Annotated in this window: 14 protein-coding genes; 9 read left to right on the top strand and 5 right to left on the bottom strand. The window is 47.6% G+C overall.

All coding sequences use genetic code 11. The features are described from left to right. Nucleotides 1-335: 335 nt before the first annotated feature. Nucleotides 336-2,264 (bottom strand): penicillin-binding protein 2, encoded by a 1,929-nt coding sequence (locus QUA03_RS04475; protein ID WP_333210040.1) that lies wholly within the window; start codon nt 2,262-2,264, stop codon nt 336-338. A gap of 299 nt (nt 2,265-2,563) precedes the next feature. Further along, a complete protein-coding gene (locus QUA03_RS04470; protein WP_333210038.1) occupies nt 2,564-3,139 on the bottom strand; it encodes a hypothetical protein in 576 nt (191 codons plus the stop codon). A gap of 337 nt (nt 3,140-3,476) precedes the next feature. Between QUA03_RS04470 and QUA03_RS04465 the strand changes: the two genes are divergently transcribed. Next, complete coding sequence (locus tag QUA03_RS04465; protein WP_333210036.1) at nt 3,477-3,677, top strand: serine protease; 201 nt, start codon at nt 3,477-3,479, stop codon at nt 3,675-3,677. 381 nt (nt 3,678-4,058) lie between these two features. On the opposite strand, the gene QUA03_RS04460 is transcribed toward QUA03_RS04465, so the two are convergent. Beyond that, entirely contained in the window at nt 4,059-4,307 is a 249-nt protein-coding gene (locus tag QUA03_RS04460) for a hypothetical protein (protein ID WP_333210034.1), read from the bottom strand. A gap of 177 nt (nt 4,308-4,484) precedes the next feature. On the opposite strand from QUA03_RS04460, the gene QUA03_RS04455 reads away from it, so the two are divergent. Then, on the top strand, nt 4,485-4,661 hold the full coding sequence (locus tag QUA03_RS04455) for a hypothetical protein (protein WP_333210032.1): 177 nt from the start codon (nt 4,485-4,487) through the stop codon (nt 4,659-4,661). Nucleotides 4,662-5,019: 358 nt separating this feature from the next. Continuing rightward, complete coding sequence (gene glgB, locus QUA03_RS04450; RefSeq protein ID WP_333210030.1) at nt 5,020-7,314, top strand: 1,4-alpha-glucan branching enzyme; 2,295 nt, start codon at nt 5,020-5,022, stop codon at nt 7,312-7,314. Between the two features lie 383 nt (nt 7,315-7,697). Here the strand turns inward: glgB and QUA03_RS04445 are convergent, their stop codons facing one another. Both QUA03_RS04445 and hpsJ-B read right to left on the bottom strand, forming a co-directional pair. Then, nucleotides 7,698-8,615 (bottom strand): glycosyltransferase family 2 protein, encoded by a 918-nt coding sequence (locus QUA03_RS04445; protein WP_333210028.1) that lies wholly within the window; start codon nt 8,613-8,615, stop codon nt 7,698-7,700. A gap of 86 nt (nt 8,616-8,701) precedes the next feature. After that, the gene (gene hpsJ-B, locus QUA03_RS04440) at nt 8,702-9,532 is read right to left on the bottom strand and encodes a hormogonium polysaccharide biosynthesis protein HpsJ (RefSeq protein WP_333210026.1); all 831 of its coding nucleotides are present in this window, start codon (nt 9,530-9,532) and stop codon (nt 8,702-8,704) included. A gap of 796 nt (nt 9,533-10,328) precedes the next feature. Between hpsJ-B and QUA03_RS04435 the strand changes: the two genes are divergently transcribed. The 6 genes from QUA03_RS04435 to QUA03_RS04410 all read left to right on the top strand — a co-directional run bounded on the left by QUA03_RS04435 (nt 10,329) and on the right by QUA03_RS04410 (nt 15,817). Then, complete coding sequence (locus QUA03_RS04435; protein ID WP_445300131.1) at nt 10,329-10,823, top strand: adenylyltransferase/cytidyltransferase family protein; 495 nt, start codon at nt 10,329-10,331, stop codon at nt 10,821-10,823. 145 nt (nt 10,824-10,968) lie between these two features. After that, on the top strand, nt 10,969-11,838 hold the full coding sequence (locus QUA03_RS04430; RefSeq protein ID WP_333056896.1) for an STAS domain-containing protein: 870 nt from the start codon (nt 10,969-10,971) through the stop codon (nt 11,836-11,838). 55 nt (nt 11,839-11,893) lie between these two features. Next, entirely contained in the window at nt 11,894-12,271 is a 378-nt protein-coding gene (locus QUA03_RS04425; protein WP_333210022.1) for an STAS domain-containing protein, read from the top strand. A 264-nt stretch (nt 12,272-12,535) separates the two neighbouring features. Beyond that, entirely contained in the window at nt 12,536-12,934 is a 399-nt protein-coding gene (locus QUA03_RS04420) for an anti-sigma regulatory factor (protein WP_333210020.1), read from the top strand. Between the two features lie 310 nt (nt 12,935-13,244). After that, on the top strand, nt 13,245-14,264 hold the full coding sequence (locus tag QUA03_RS04415; protein WP_333210018.1) for an ATP-binding SpoIIE family protein phosphatase: 1,020 nt from the start codon (nt 13,245-13,247) through the stop codon (nt 14,262-14,264). After that, on the top strand, nt 14,261-15,817 hold the full coding sequence (locus QUA03_RS04410; protein WP_333210016.1) for an ATP-binding protein: 1,557 nt from the start codon (nt 14,261-14,263) through the stop codon (nt 15,815-15,817). The genes QUA03_RS04415 and QUA03_RS04410 overlap by 4 nt, the downstream gene beginning before the upstream one ends. Nucleotides 15,818-16,242 lie beyond the last annotated feature (425 nt).

The raw sequence follows: 16,242 nt of genomic DNA, 5'->3' as shown, positions 1-16,242 counted from the left end.
AAATTAGAATAGTTAAGTAGAAAAATCCGTTGTGAGTTGATCTCTGTTTTGGTAAAAATTGTAATCTCACACTTTTTACATTATAACCGATAACTAATCAACTTATTTATTTTTCATTCCTGAGTCACTGATGTAGGGTGCGTCAGGGAAAACGATATTACCCGAAATCTGGACACGGCAGTGCCGTTTTCCTACAAATTGGGCGATGCTTACATCCGATCACCCGATGAATTATGTTGGGGGTAGGGAAACGGCCTTGCCGTGTCCTCCATCGCCTTGTTGTCGATCGTTATATTCGATGTCAATTTCTGACGCCACATCTCAGATATAATCAACTACTTCTTACTCGGCGCAATCTTCTCAATAGAAATCAGCGCCTCCATCACCGACTCCACAATCGGAGCCGCCACCGTACCCCCCGAAGAACCCTGATTAGGCTCATCAATCACCGCCAGCACCACATACCGAGGAGCCTCCACAGGCATTATCCCCACAAAGCTAGTAATAATCGCGTTCTTAGAATAACCCCCACCAGCATTAGCTTTTTGAGCCGTGCCTGTTTTTCCAGCAATCCGATACCCAGGAATTTGTGCAGCTTTCCCCGTACCACCATCAACCACAGTTTCCATCATTTCTAACACCTGCTTAGTAGTTTCCGGCGAAAAAACCTGCTTTGGAACCGCCCTCGGAAGCTTCCAATAAGCTTCACCTTCCCTATCAAAAAGTCCCCGCACAACGTGAGGAGTCACTAACTTGCCACCATTAGCCAAAGCGCCGTTAAGCTGCACCAACTGCATCGGAGTAATCGAAAAACCTTGCCCAAAGGCCGTAGTAGCAACTTCCACCGGAGAGTTAATAAATTGCTCTCGATTTTTAAGTTGACTGCTTACTTCAAAAGGCAAATCAGTTCCCGCAGTTTGTCCGAGTCCGAGTTTTTCTAAAGCTTGATAGTAAAGAGAAGGTTTCATGGTTCTCATGATGTGCACCATCCCCACATTACTAGAATGTTTCAAAATCTCAGTAACAGTCGAAGGCCCGCGTGCGCCTGCTCTTTGGTAATCGGAATTTTGGATAGTCCAGGGATTCATATAAATCCGACCTTCATCGTTAAACACAGTATTAGGTTTCACCGCACCCGCTTCCAGAGCGATCGCCACATTAATCGCTTTAAAAGTCGAACCAGGCTCATAAACATCAGTGACAGCCCAATTTTTATAGCGCGACAAATCGAAATTAAAATATTGATTCGGGTCATAAGAAGGTTCCGCCACAACTGACAGCAATTCCCCGTTACGGGCATCCATCACAATCACTGTGCCCCGCTTCGCATCGTGTTGCTTCATTTTTTCCTTGAGGGCACTTCGGGCAGCCCGCTGCAAGCGACTGTCGATCGTCAATTGCAATTTCAAGTCATCAAGCTGCACAAATCCCGCCGTCAGTCGATCGGGAACCCAATTCCCATTGCTCGACCTGCTAAACTGAATCGACGGCATCGATCGTTCCAACAAATTCTGCTGGCTGTATTCCACCCCGGCTTGTCCCTTCCGTTCCCCGTCCACATAACCGAGGATATCCGCCGCCAACTCCTGCTGGGGGTAAAAACGCTGCTGCTGCCGCAGCAACTCCAAGCCATCGACCAGACTCTCTTTAATTTGCATCCCAGCGACGCGATCGGCAACCTCTTGAGGCAGAGACTCCGCAATTGTAATACCGCTTTCAGCAAGATTAAACCTGCGTATCAGTTCAGTTTCCGACGTAGTGCCCGGAGTCAGTTCGATCGCCAGCATCGGAGCCAACTTAGCAGCAATTTCCGCCTTCGAGTGGTTAAATAACTTCGGGTGAGCGTAGAGCGTGTACACCTGTCTGTCGATCGCCAAAACATTTCCTGCGCGGTCAATTATCGGGCGTCTCGGTACAAACGGCTTCGTTTTGAGAGTTTGCTGCTGAAGAGCTTGTTTACGCAGCGCCGGAGCTCGCGTCACCTGCAAATAAAACAAATTCACAGCCAGCCCCAGCCCCCCCAGCATCAACACCGCCCACACCGCCCACAAACGGAACTTGCTGCGCTTTAAACGCTCCACCGGTCGCCCCCAAGATGCAGCCGTCTGTTGTGGCGATCGGCCGAAACTGCCGGAAGATCTAGGTTTGGCTGGTTTTTCCCACCCAGTACGCGCGGCGAAGCTATCCCGTAGGGAATCGCCCGCCTGTTTTTTGCGTTTAAAATTCGGCGATCTGTAGCGGTCAAAACGGGGGTCGTAGCTCATGGCATTAAAAATTCAATAGCAAGTTAGAGCGTTTTAGAATTTAGAATTTAGAATTTATAACTTAAATCTTAAAAGATAAAATTTACGACTTAGGAATGAGCATTCCCTATCAGGGTTTGGATCACCTACACTTGCATTCTATTTTTTGAAGTGGTCTTAATTATTTTTAATCTGTAACTTACGGCGGGAAGCAGAAAATCGATCGCGACTTGCAAAAAAGTCAAAAAGGAAATTAGATCCTCCAATTCTCAAGCCCTCGGACACTCAGGTCCTCGGGCGCTCTCCGCTTTGACACAGGTTTAATAGCCCAGCGGTGTTTCCACACCGGCTCGACTCTTGAGAGCGGGCTCAGAATTTGGTGCCGCAAGGGGCGATCGAGTTTCAGGGGCTGGCTGCAAGAAAATCGTGTCCCCAGGATTCTGTGGAACCAAACCCGTTTCGGAATTTTGGGCTTCTTTAGCAAGTTGGTGTTTCAAGACTTCGCTAGAAGCACTCAATTGCTGTTCCCGGAGGCGCAGAGTTTCCAGTTTTTGATACTCCTGACTCCAGCGCTGCTCGCCGTAAACTGTCAAGCCGTAGAGACTCAGAGCACCGCCCAAAAGCATAAGCGCTACCACTGAGGAGGCGCGCTGTGCCTGCAGGAGCGATCGTAACCACACTGGCTGCTGCTGGCGATTGGGCAAGACTTTCAGCACTGATGCGGACGATCGAGTCTGAGCCTGTTCATCTGCTGGCGAGTAGTTGGGCAATACCGGCCCTGTCTTCGCCCGCCTAGCTTTGGCAATAGAAGTAACTTTGCTTTTGGCAGCGCCAGCAGCGGGCTTGCGGGTCGATCGGGAGCGGGGAGAATCGGGGGATCTGATAGCAGCGGTCATAGAGTTCACCAATACGTAAAGTGGGGTAGCTTCAGCTTGATTGAGGTTAAAAGTTTTTGGTCTCCGAGATCGCCAGTGGTGGCTATCTGCGTTCGATCGGTTATCCTTACCAAGGATACCTCACAAGCCAACCAACCCATCCTACCACTGGTCTCTTTGACTTCAGGATTTGCCAAAAAAAAGAAATCTTTGCTGGTTAGCGATAATCTATGTGAAATTTATTAATAAATGCAGTATTGTAATCAACGAGCGAATCGTTGAGCTATTCGTGCCAGCATTGTTTCTCAAGTACACTATTCCCTTCCTTGCGATGGGTTTTCAATGTTAAGGAGTTTTTATGAACAAGGGATTAATTCGTTTGACTTTGGTAGTGGGCTTGGCAGCAGCCCTCGGCGCCTGCGGAGGTGAGACCACCAGCCCCACCAGCCCTTCTCCGGGCGGACCTGGCACTACTACTACTACTCCTCCTGCTGCTTCTTCTCCATCTCCAAAGGCCACTCCCACTACTAGCCCTGCCCCTACTCCTAAAAAGCCCTAACAAGGGCTCTGTCCGAGTCGGTGCCCAACGAGCCTAGCCTCGGGGTGAAAAATGGTTCGCTCCTCGCATTTTTTCATCTCATCGGTCTAGGTCTCAAGTTGGGTGGTAGTGATTGTCTGATGCTTTTACTACTAAAGTTCAGTACGTCCCGTTACCGCAGCAAAGTCCGCTGGTTCGCTGCGTTACAAAAACATTCCCTTTCAACTAGAAAATTTGACCAATAATTTCTTGATGGTACCCGCCACGTGATTTATCCGTGGAATCAATCCCAAATCCAAAATCCTTGCATCCTCAAGCCCCCGGATTTATCCGTGGTGTCAAACTCAAATCTCAAATCTCAAATCTCAAATCGAATGACTCCCGGCCTGCAGGTCTTGAAACTCAAACCTGTGACAGGATGTTTGAGGACATTGCCACTGCTGCCTCAACTGAATATCCACCGGAGGCAAGCGAGATTCGACGCAAATTTTGCACTCTATCCAGTCTCCCTTGCCTTCCCCGCAACTGTTCCCACAGACGAGAGGAAAGCAAGCAGAGACTTGGATTCTCGTCGAAAACTGGCTCGATGACAGCATCGGCATTGCTACTCGATTTGTTGACTACGAGTTTCGCGTCTGTGCGGTCCAGCACATCGAGCCGTCTGTTTTGAGCAAGTTTAGTGATTCAATTGGCGCCGCACCAGTTCGGTATTAACCCTGCCTCGGCAAAACTCGCTCCAGTTGCGCCTCAGTGCTGCTTTAAACCTATTGCACCGTCGCTGGTAGGATGGTGCTAGTTTGGTAGGCAATTCCTTAAGGATGGCAGATATTGCTTGCTGCTGTCGCCATGCTCAGTGCTTTAGCTTTGATTCCTCAATACCGAGTTAAGCATCCTTGGCTGTTTGAGCGTATTGCCCAAATTCACGGACTTTGTGGGGAAACCCAGCCTCCAGAATCTGAAAGTCGCTCGATCAGGCTATCCTCCCTACCTGAAAATTCCAGGTAAACTATTAACTGCTGTCCCACACTTACAGGATTGACCCTCCTGCCGCGGCAAATCAACAATAGTTTGAAAATTTTTCGTATCACATATTAAATAATAAGTCAAGGATATTTCAGAAAAATATAAATTTTTCAATTTGTTTTAATATTTCTATACTTAGATGTTAGCAGCAAAACCCCAGCTCTGCCGCCGGCAAGGCAACAGCCTGCCGTGTGTGCAAGGGCGCGCGCTGGAGCTGCAGCAGTCAAGATCATGCTAATCAGTGGTAGGATCAGCGATCAAAAATGTATCCAAATGTAAAGTGCAGCGCCGCTCTAGGTTTTGAAAGCCATTTAGTTAAAAGATTGAGGTAAGTAGTTTTATGCCCGCGACCGTCCCCTTTGAACAGATTGACCGAATTGTTTGGAATCAGCACCACGATCCATTTGAAGTGCTAGGCCCTCACGCGATCGAAGAAAATGGCAAAAAAGTCTGGGTCGTCCGAGCTTATCTGCCGAATGCGGATGCGGTATCCGTAGTTTTGCCGGAGGCCAGGGCCGAATACCCGATGAAATCAGAACATCACCCTCACTTTTTTGAATGTACGATCGACACCCCAGAACTAGCAAACTATCAATTGCGGGTCAAAGAAGGGGAACATGAGCGCTTCATCTACGATCCCTACGCCTTTCGATCACCCAAACTCACAGAATTCGACCAGCACCTATTCTCAGAAGGCAATCACCACCGCATTTATGAAAAACTCGGGGCGCACCTCACCGAAGTAGGCGGCATCACAGGAGTATATTTTGCCGTTTGGGCTCCGAATGCCCGCAACGTCTCTGTTTTAGGAGATTTTAACTATTGGGACGGCCGCAAACATCAAATGCGGAAGTCGCAAAACGGCATCTGGGAATTATTTATTCCGGGACTATCCGTGGGAACTTCCTACAAATACGAAGTGAAAAACCAAGACGGACATCCCTACGAAAAGTCCGATCCTTACGGTTTCCAGCAAGAAGTGCGGCCTAAAACAGCATCAATTGTCACCGACTTAGACACCTACACTTGGCACGACAGCGCTTGGATCGAAAAGCGGCGGCACACAGACCCACTGACGCAGCCGATTTCGGTTTACGAATGCCACATCGGTTCTTGGCTGCACGCGGCTACTGACGAACCCGCCGTGCTACCAAATGGGGAAATACAACCCGCCGTGCAGGTTTCGGAACTCAATCCTGGGGCGCGCTTTCTGACTTACCGGGAATTAGCCGATCGGCTGATACCCTACGTCAAAGATTTGGGATTCACTCACATCGAAATGCTGCCCATCGCCGAACATCCTTTCGACGGTTCTTGGGGCTATCAAGTCACCGGTTATTTTGCCCCAACCTCCCGCTACGGCACACCTGAAGATTTCATGTATTTTGTTGACCAGTGTCACGCCAACGGTATTGGCGTACTGGTGGACTGGGTACCAGGACATTTTCCCAAAGACGGCCACGGCTTGGCTTTCTTTGACGGAACTCACTTGTACGAACACGCCGACTCCCGCAAGGGCGAACACAAAGAGTGGGGAACCCTAGTATTTAACTACGGCCGCAACGAAGTGCGGAATTTCCTAGTATCAAACGCTCTGTTCTGGTTTGACAAGTACCACATCGACGGGATTCGCGTAGATGCCGTAGCCTCGATGCTTTATTTGGATTACTGTCGCGAACCTGGAGAATGGCTGACCAACCAGTACGGGGGCAGGGAAAATATCGAGGCGGCAGATTTTCTGCGTCAGGCGAATCACGTCATTTTTAGCTATTTCCCAGGGGCGCTGTCGATCGCCGAAGAATCTACCTCTTGGCCGATGGTATCTTGGCCGACCTATGTAGGGGGTTTGGGTTTCAACCTGAAGTGGAACATGGGTTGGATGCACGATATGCTCGACTATTACCACATGGACCCGTGGTTCCGCCAGTTCCACCAGAACAACATAACTTTCAGTATGTGGTACAACCACAGCGAGAATTTCATGCTGGCTTTGTCCCACGATGAGGTAGTCCACGGCAAAGCCCACATCATCGGGAAAATGCCAGGGGACGAATGGCAAAAGTTTGCAAACGTGCGGTGTTTGTTTACTTTTATGTTTGCTCATCCCGGAAAGAAAACGATCTTTATGGGGATGGAGTTCGGCCAGTGGCAAGAGTGGAACGTTTGGGGGGATTTGGAGTGGCGTTTGCTGCAATTCGAGCCGCACCAAAAGTTGAAGCTGTTTTTTAAAGATTTGAACAATTTGTACCGCAGCGAAACGGCACTTTACAGTCAAGATTTTGCTGAGGATGGGTTTGAGTGGATTGATTGCAGTGACAACCGACACAGTGTCGTGGCATTTGTGCGCCGAGAGAAGGATGGCGACGAGTTTGTGGTGACGGTGTGCAATTTTACGCCGCAGCCGCACTCTCACTATCGCGTAGGAGTGCCGGAACCAGGTTTCTATACGGAGTTGTTTAACAGCGACGCGCGGGAATACGGCGGTAGCAATATGGGGAATTTGGGGGGCAAGTGGACTGAGGAGTGGTGGTTCCACAACAGTGCTTATTCGATCGACTTGTGTTTGCCACCTTTGGGGGTCTTGATCTTAAAGCTCGATCGGGCAAAAACAACAGCAAAATCTCAACAGTTTTAAGTTGTGAGTCTGAGAGTTTTGAGTTAGGAAGAATCAAAACTTTATTAAACCTAAAACTTTGAAGCTATTCCGAAACCCGGTTTCTCCAAGAAACCGGTTTTTTTTTGTTTTGTTGTTGTGGCGAAAGAAGGAAGTTCTGCAACGGATTGGCTTTCTTCGGATGTAACGGATGTAATACTAATTCCCAATTACTGATTACCAGTTACCCATTACCAATTACCAGAAAGAATTGGTTTAAAGCCCCAAGCCTGATCGGGAGAAATTAAAAGAAGACTACTCATTACTCCAATCCTCGGACTTCCAGGTAGAGGTCGCCCCGCGTGCGGTCAACTGTCAACTGTCAACTGTCAACTGTCAACTGTCAACTGAACCATTACCAATTTTTAATTTCGAGTATCGGAAGCGCCAAGATTATAAGAAACTTTTGACTGCTCAACTGTTACTACTTCCGAAAGAGATTGTTCTGCAGCTACCTCTAACTTTGGCAGTGGTAGATGCTTCATTTCCCAAACTTTTAGCAAAATTAGATATTCATAAAAAGCTTGCAGCGTGCACCAAGCCAATCCCGCTTGGCCGTCAAGAAATCCGCCCAGTAAAATATACATATAGAAAAAGCGCACCACAGGCCGCAAAGGCAAGCGCAAAGAAAAATCTTTCAAAGCGCGGCGCCTTTCCACCTCCGACGCGCCAAACAATAAACCCCACCAATTTACTTGACCTGCTTCTAATTGGCGGAGAGTTTCAGCCGCCTCGTCAGTCGAGTAGCGGTTGTGCTTTTCAATCCAGCGGGAAAGACCTTTGCTGCAAGTATAGTGAGGGTAAGTTTCCTTCAAAAAGTGAGTAGGACCGTTGCAGACTTCGCGTTCAGTGTGACCGTAGTCAGTAAACCACACTCGGTCTTTGCGAAAGAGGCGCATTTGATAGCGCGGATATTGAGTGCTGCGGCGAATCCAGCGTTCCATAAATATTACTTTTTCAGCTACGTAATAGCCGATATATTCTTGACTTTCGATCGCCTTTAAGCATTCAGCAAACAGTGCAGGCGTCATCCGCTCGTCAGCTTCGAGGATGTAAACCCATTCGTACTTGCACGGGACTTCTTGGAGCATCCAAGTCCGCTGGCGTCCGTGAGTTTCAAAGGGGTGCTGCACTGTTTGCACGGCATAGTTCTGAACAATCTCAAGGGTGCGATCGGTGCTGAAAGAATCAACTACAATGATATCGTCACAAAGCAGTGCCGATTCAATGCAAGCGGCGATATCAATCTCTTCGTTGTAAGTCAGAATATAAATTGAGAACATTCCCAGCTTTCAGTAAGGGCAAACTATTTGGTAAACAAACTATTTCTCAGGGATGTCTCGACCAGCGCGATCCCTGCCAGCGCTGGTCAATTTTTGCGGCGGCCGAACCGCAGAATTCCCATACTTCTCAATCCCGTCCAACCGACAGTAATGTAGCCGATCGCTAACAGCAAACTGGTGATTCCCGTCTGCAAACTCGAATTTCTCGATCGAGTTCTTAACTCTTTCTCTTTTTGTTGCTTGCGGGTGCGAATCTCGTTGCGAGCTTGAGTGGGAAGTGATTGAGCTTGCTGTTCCAGGAACTTGTCGAGGGCTTTCGGGTCATTTTTCGACTCCTCAAGCACAGCTTTCAATTCCTTGGGAACCTCTGGACTCTTGAGTGCTTGTTGCAGCTTCCCGTCGTCTTGCAGCAGCGCCCCTATCTGGCTGCGACGCTGGCTTTTGAGCTGTTCTACCTGAGCTTTAAATTGAGGGCTTTTAAGTTGTGCCTCAAGTTGACCTTCCGCTTGTCCCGCTTCTTGATCGACTTGAGTCAGAGCATCCTTGAGTTCCAAACGAGTATTGTTGAGGTGAACGGGAACCAGAGATAGGTAAACTAGACCTAACAAGCTGGAAATCAACAGGGCCCAGAATCGCAAGTCCAGCCAAACATTGCGTCGCTCAATAGAGACTCCACTGCTGCTGTCCACCCAAAAGCCAGTCATCAGGAGGGCGATACCGATCAAAGGAATAATGCCCTTGTCAACTATCTGAGTTGCTGCAGTCAACTGCCAGCCTCGATTGAGAAGGTCTGAAGTTTCTCCCGGCAGCGACAGAACAATGCAGTCAAGCAAAGCAGAGAGAATCAAGATAATCCCCACTACTTTGAGAGTTCGAGCAGCTACTGAAGAAAATTGACGGCTATTACTTGCTTTCATAATTCGTGTTAGATAATTCTACACCCTTAGATTCAAAGGGGTAGTTGAGTGGATTTTGTTGAACGAGTTTAGCTATTTTCCACCAAAATAGCTGCTTCGAGTACCGAACTCGACTTTCCTCTGGGTTTTCACAGGCTGCGGTTACGACCCAAAAGGTCGAGTTTTTGCACAGCTATATAGAGTTGGACACAGAAGGCTGTGCGCTTCTGGGTTGGCTGTAAAGCTTGGTCAAGATTGCGCCCAGACACGGCAGCAAGCAACTGCTGGCTTCTTCTATAGTCTGACGAATCCAGCGTAAAGATGAGTTCTGCACGCTTGGGTTCGGTGCTTTTAACTAGCTTTCGCTCGCGCGGCGGTGTCAGAAATAATAGACACAGGAGGAGCGCGTTTCGTTGGGTTTCACCCCCTAGGGCTCTCACACCCCGATCGCCTGCCCGATGCGGGGGAACTAAATCCCTTGTCTTATAGTAATTGATATAAGAGAGGGCGGGAATAAATAATTGTTTACCAACCTTTTTAACATCCAATTACCAACAGCACGATACGGCAGTCACAAATACACGAATAGCGGTTTTTTACTTGGAAATTCTGTTTGCCATATCAGCTTCGTCGCAGGTAATTTTTACTTTTATATTCTTGCTTAATAGTCACAGATTACTAATGCCTATTTAGTCATTTACAGCTATTAATTATTGCCAGGTTGAAGGATTTATTGTTCAATATTAAAAGTGCAAGAATTCAGATTTTTTGGTAGGATAATTTTGCTCGCTGTTCAAATTTGGTGGTAATGACTGCAATGATTTCTAATGTTTACACGTTGAAAGAACTTGAAAGATCGCTCGCATCCGATCCGGACAAGTGGCGTCCGCTCGTGTTTACTAACGGGTGCTTCGATATCCTGCACTGCGGTCACGTCCGCTATTTGCAGGCAGCAAAAAATTTGGGGCGATCGCTCGTGGTGGGCTTGAATAGCGACGCCAGCGTGCAAGCTATCAAACCCCAGCAGCCGGGATTGCCACCCCGCCCGATCGTACCGGAAAATCAGCGAGCCGAAGTGTTGGCCGCCCTCAAACCAGTAGACGCCGTAATAATTTTTGCCGAGATTACAGCAATTAAACTGATAAATATCCTGAAGCCTGATATATACGTTAAAGGAGGCGACTATCAAGTCGAAACTCTGCCAGAAGCACCGGCTGTTATCGCCGGAGGTGGCAAGATTTCCTTAATCGAAATAGAAGTTCCGAGTTCTACGAGTGCGATCGTCAAACGCATTTTACAATTAGGTACTTAACCCTCGATCGAAAACAGCAAACAGTGAGCTAAACTCAGAAGTTGCCCCATCATCAAAAAACACGCTTGGTGCGCGCGTGCGAAGCTATCCCGTAGGGAATCGCTCGTACAACTTCATTCCAATTGCTAAGCAGGAGATAATTTTAATGGAACTCACAAGCAATAACACGATCGCGGAAATCCTACAAAGACACAAAGCAGAGTTACTAGCAGACTGGCTCAAAGAACTGCAAAATACCGGGCTGCGGCGGGACGACTTGATGAGAGCCAAAGAATTGCGCTCCGAGTGTCAAGAGTTCCTGCAATTGCTCCACATTGCAGTGGGGCACGGTAACTTTAGCGACATCCAGACACCCGAATGGGAAAATATGCGGGTGTTGCTAGCAGAAGTTTCGCGATCGCGCGTTCAGAGAGGCTTTACTCCCTCAGAGATAGCGAGTTTCATTTTATGCTTCAAAAAGCCATTGTTCGATCGGCTTTGTCATGAACTGACACAAAACCGCGACGCACTTGTCGAACAACTTTGGCTTTCCACCAGTTTATTAGACCAGCTAGGCCTTTGGGTGACAGAAATTTTTCTCAAAGCTCGCGAAGAAGTCATCGAACGCCAGCAGCAAGAAATGCTCGAATTGTCAACACCCGTCGTCAAACTTTGGCAAGGCATTCTCGCTTTACCCATGATCGGGACTCTCGACAGTGCCCGCACTCAAATAGTCATGGAAACTCTGTTGCAGGAAATCATGGAAACCGGCTCAGAATTTGCAATTTTAGACATTACAGGCGTGCCGACTGTTGACACTTTAGTTGCTCAACATTTATTAAAAACTGTCGCCGCCGCCCGTTTAATGGGTACTGAGTGCATCATCAGTGGCATTCGTCCGCAAATAGCTCAAACCATAGTTCATTTGGGAGTTGACTTGCAGGATATTCTCACAAAAGCTACTTTAGCAGATGCTTTTAAGGTCGCGTTGCAGCGCCAAGGTTTAACTATAAAAAATCTTAAAGAGGAAAGATAAACATATTGCAGTCTGACAGGTAAACCCAAGTAAAAGTTAACGAATAGGTAAATTTGTGGAACGAATACCGATTCTTCAAATGGGAGAATTTTTGCTAGTAACAATTCAGGTAGATATGCACGATCGCTTAGCAATGACGCTGCAAGATGACCTGACGAACCGCATCGTCAAAACAGGTGTCAAAGGTGTGTTAATAGAAATTTCTTCCCTCGAAATTGTTGATTCTTTTATCGGTCGCATTATCAACAATATCGCTAGTATGTCACGAATTTTAGATGCGGAGACAGTTGTAGTCGGGATGCAGCCAGCGGTTGCTATTACCCTCGTTGAGTTGGGCCTTTCCCTGACAGGAGTTCGCACAGCTTTAAGCGTTGAAAAGGGCATGATTTTGTTGCGAAAATCCTTGGGTTTGTCTCTTGACGGGCAAGCGTAAGCAGTCGATTAATTGTCCCCTGACTGAGGCACAGGCAATCACGAAACCTAGTTTGTTTGTACATACCTTGTTGACAAACTGAAGATTTCTTAGGAGAGGGCTTACGCACTCAAGGGGGTTAAATCAAGGGTTTGAGATTCCTGCACTATCTTCTCTTTTGAGAGAAAATCGTAGTAAGTGCGTAAGTCTTATTAGGAGAAACTAAGTGGATGAGTCTAAGTCCTATATTTTGGGGAGAAGTTCTATTTTGGTACAGTAGCCGCCATGTCAAAACGTGAGACACTAGAAATCCGATCGTCATCCGATATAGTCCACGTCCGACAGCAAGTGCGAACTTGGGCTGTAGCAATGGGATTCGGTTTACTAGACCAAACGAAAATCGTTACCGCAGCCAGCGAACTCGCCCGCAATACTGTAGAGTACGGCAAAGGGGGAACTGTAACTCTCGAAACACTCCAATTAGGCACCCGCAAAGGGCTACGGCTGATATTTGAAGACAAGGGCCCGGGAATTCCCGACATCGAATTGGCTATGACTGACGGTTATACTTCTAATCAGGGTTTGGGTTTGGGACTCAGTGGTTCTAAACGGTTGATGCACGAATTTGAAATTGTTTCCAAAGTGGGTAAGGGGACTAAAATTGCGATCGTCCGCTGGCGGTGAGTAAGTAATACGATTTGAGAGTTGAGATTTTAGATTACAGCATTGGGAATGAGTGAAAGCATCCAGGATACAAACCCCCGGATGAATCCGTGGGTTCAATGCTTCCATTCTTTAATCTAAAATCTAAAATCTAAAATCTAAAATCGATTGACTGAGGACGATCGGGGTTTGGAGCTTGCGTATAGTTGTATTATTTTTTAAAATTGGTATAAATAGCAACCAGCAAAGCCAAGAAGTGATTCTGGGAATGCCACACCATACCCGGAGAGGGTTGGCGTATGGAGGATTTCATTATGAGAACTGATAAAAAATGATAGATGCCGTAGCCCTGCCCGTAACAGAAGAAAGTCAAGTGGGAGAAGCGCGCCGAATCGCAGTCGCCCTGGCGGCTGAAGTCGGATTTAACGAGACCGATCGCGGTAAAGTAGCAATTGTTACCACAGAAGCAGCAAAAAACGTGGTCAAGCACGCCCGCGAAGGAGAAATTTTGCTGCGAACATTAAAAACAACGGCAGGATATAGCATTGAAATAGTAGCGCTCGATAGGGGGCAGGGAATGGCAAATGTCGCGCTGTGTCTACGGGACGGTTTTTCTACAGCGGGAAGCCCTGGAACGGGACTGGGGGCAATTCAACGCCTCTCTACTGTTTTTGATATTCATTCTGTACCAAAACTGGGGTCAGCCTTATTAGCGCGGCTGGAACCGACCAAAAATAGCCGGGAAGCATCCCAAAACAGCAATTACTTAGAATTTGGGGTTATCCACTTACCGAAAGCAGGAGAGCAAATTTGCGGGGATTCGTGGGCGGCAGAAAATCACTGTGAGAAAAACCTGATTTTAGTTGCAGACGGGCTCGGCTACGGGGATTTGGCCCAGGAAGCGTCTCAGGAAGCAGTGCGGGTATTTGAGGAAAACGCCAAACTTGGGCCGAAAGCAATTTTAGAAAAGGCGCACGCTGCTTTAAAAAATACCAGAGGAGCGGCGGCGGCGATCGCCCAAATCGATCTTACTCAACAAACAATTTGTTTTGCCGGAATTGGCAACATCAGCGGTGTAGTTGTCACAGATAACCAAAGCCGCAGCATGGTTTCCTACAACGGCACAGTTGGACATATGATGCGAAAAGTAGCAGAATTTGTCTATCCTTGGTCGCAGCAGTCCCTACTCATCATGCACTCCGACGGTTTGGCGGCGCAGTGGAATTTAAACCGCTACCCGGGTTTAGCCTCCAGGCATCCTGCTTTAATCGCAGCCGTGCTCTACCGGGACTTCAAACGCACTCGCGATGACATGACAGTTATAGTAGCCAAGGTGAGAGAAGCAGCGTGAGTTACCCAATCCTGACGACGGAAGTCCGTTTTGAACAAGACATCGTACAAGTACGCCAAAGAGCTCGCCAAATTGCTAAAGGGCTGGGATTCGATTCCCAAGTACAAACCCGCATCGCCACAGCAGTTTCCGAAATTGCCCGCAATGCTTTCAAATATGCAGGCGGTGGCAAAGTAGAATTCATTGTGGAAGGGGAATCGCCCCAAATTTTTCGGACTCGGATTTCCGACACGGGGCCGGGAATTGCTGATTTAGCGGCTGTGTTAAGCCCCAATTTTCGATCGCAAACCGGCGCGGGACTTGGTTTAGCAGCAGCGAAACGCTTGATGGACGAAGTGCAAATCGACTCGGCGCCCGATCGCGGAACGGCTGTACAATTAATTAAACAGTTTTCCAAAAATATGCCGGCGCTGAGTGCGATCGAACTCAATCAATTAGTTGACAAACTAGCGCGCCAAATTCCCGAAGATCCCTACGCTGAAATTCAGCAGCAAAATCAAGAATTACTACGCACTTTAGACGAACTCCGCCAGCGTCAAGAAGAACTCGTACAATTAAATCAACAACTAGAAGATACCAATCGCGGAGTCCTGGCACTTTACGCTGAATTGAACGACAAAGCCGAATCTCTCCGCCGCGCCAGCGAACTCAAAACCAGCTTTCTCTCCAATATGAGCCATGAGTTTCGCACTCCGCTAACGGCAATTCTGAGCCTTTCCGAAATCTTGTTACATCGCCTAGACGGAGAACTTTCCGCCGAACAGGAAAAGCAAGTAAATTACATTCATAAATCTGCCGAGTCTCTCGCAGAACTTGTCAACGACTCGTTAGATTTAGCCAAAGTGGAAGCCGGAAAACTAACTGTTCGCGTGGCTGATTTTGAAGTCGAAGATTTGTTCAGCGCCCTGCGAGGAATGATGCGCCCCCTGCTTCCCCAAAACTCTGCCGTGTCTATAATTTTTGAAGATCCTCTCGAACTTCCAATCCTCACAACCGACGAGGGCAAAGTTTCTCAGATTTTGCGAAATCTGATTTCTAATGCCCTCAAATTTACCGAAGCAGGTGAAGTTCGAGTTGCTGCGGAAATAGGAGAGGAGGGAACAATTACTTTTTCAGTAGCAGATACGGGCATTGGCATTCCCCCAGCCGACCAAAGGCAGATTTTTGAAGAATTTGTCCAACTCGAAAACCCCTTGCAGAAGCGCGTCAAAGGCACGGGATTGGGACTGTCTCTGTGCAAAAAACTGGCGGAATTTCTGGGGGGAAGCATTGAAATCACAAGTTCACCCGGAGTGGGTTCGACTTTTTTTGTTACACTGCCGATTCTGTATCCTGGAGAGGAAGAAAACCCTTTGGAAATGTCCCCTGCTAAGGGAGAGGAAATATCGCCCAAAAGCGCAAATTCTCGTAGCTTGCGCGGTTCCGGGTCATCGCCAGCGTCGGATTCAGCAGCCAAAGTTTTGAGTGGGGAGGATGAAGATAGTTTTTCGGTATTTGCTGAACAACTTGCCACCACTTCATTGTACTGCGATATAGGTCGCCAACGGCGCTGATGGTGGGTGCGACTGCTCTTTGAGCAACCGCAAGCAATTTTTATCGACATTATGATACCGCATCTGACCGAATTTGAGGTTTGGGAAGCGTTGAAGTGCGATCGAACTACTTGTCAAATACCTGCTATCGTGATGAATTCAAAACATTTTGGGTTACATCACTTTTTTGCTGTACGGGATGCTAGGAGTGCAAGATAAAAAATATATTCCGATGCGAAGGGAAACGATATCAGGAATTGTAGCTGTTGAGGACTGAAGTCCGATGCTGGAAACCTAATTATATTTTTTACCAGAATTTTATATGGTTCGTAAGAGAGTTAATTTATAGCAGGCAATATTTATTTAATTTGCAACAGAATTTAACCTTTGTGCTGTAAAATGTAGCAGTTCTCAGTTGCCGACTATATAGTAGGGACTTACCGAGG

The organism is Microcoleus sp. S36b_A4 (genome assembly GCF_036700645.1).
Lineage (GTDB): Bacteria > Cyanobacteriota > Cyanobacteriia > Cyanobacteriales > Microcoleaceae > Microcoleus.
This window is presented reverse-complemented; position numbering and strand designations above follow the sequence as displayed.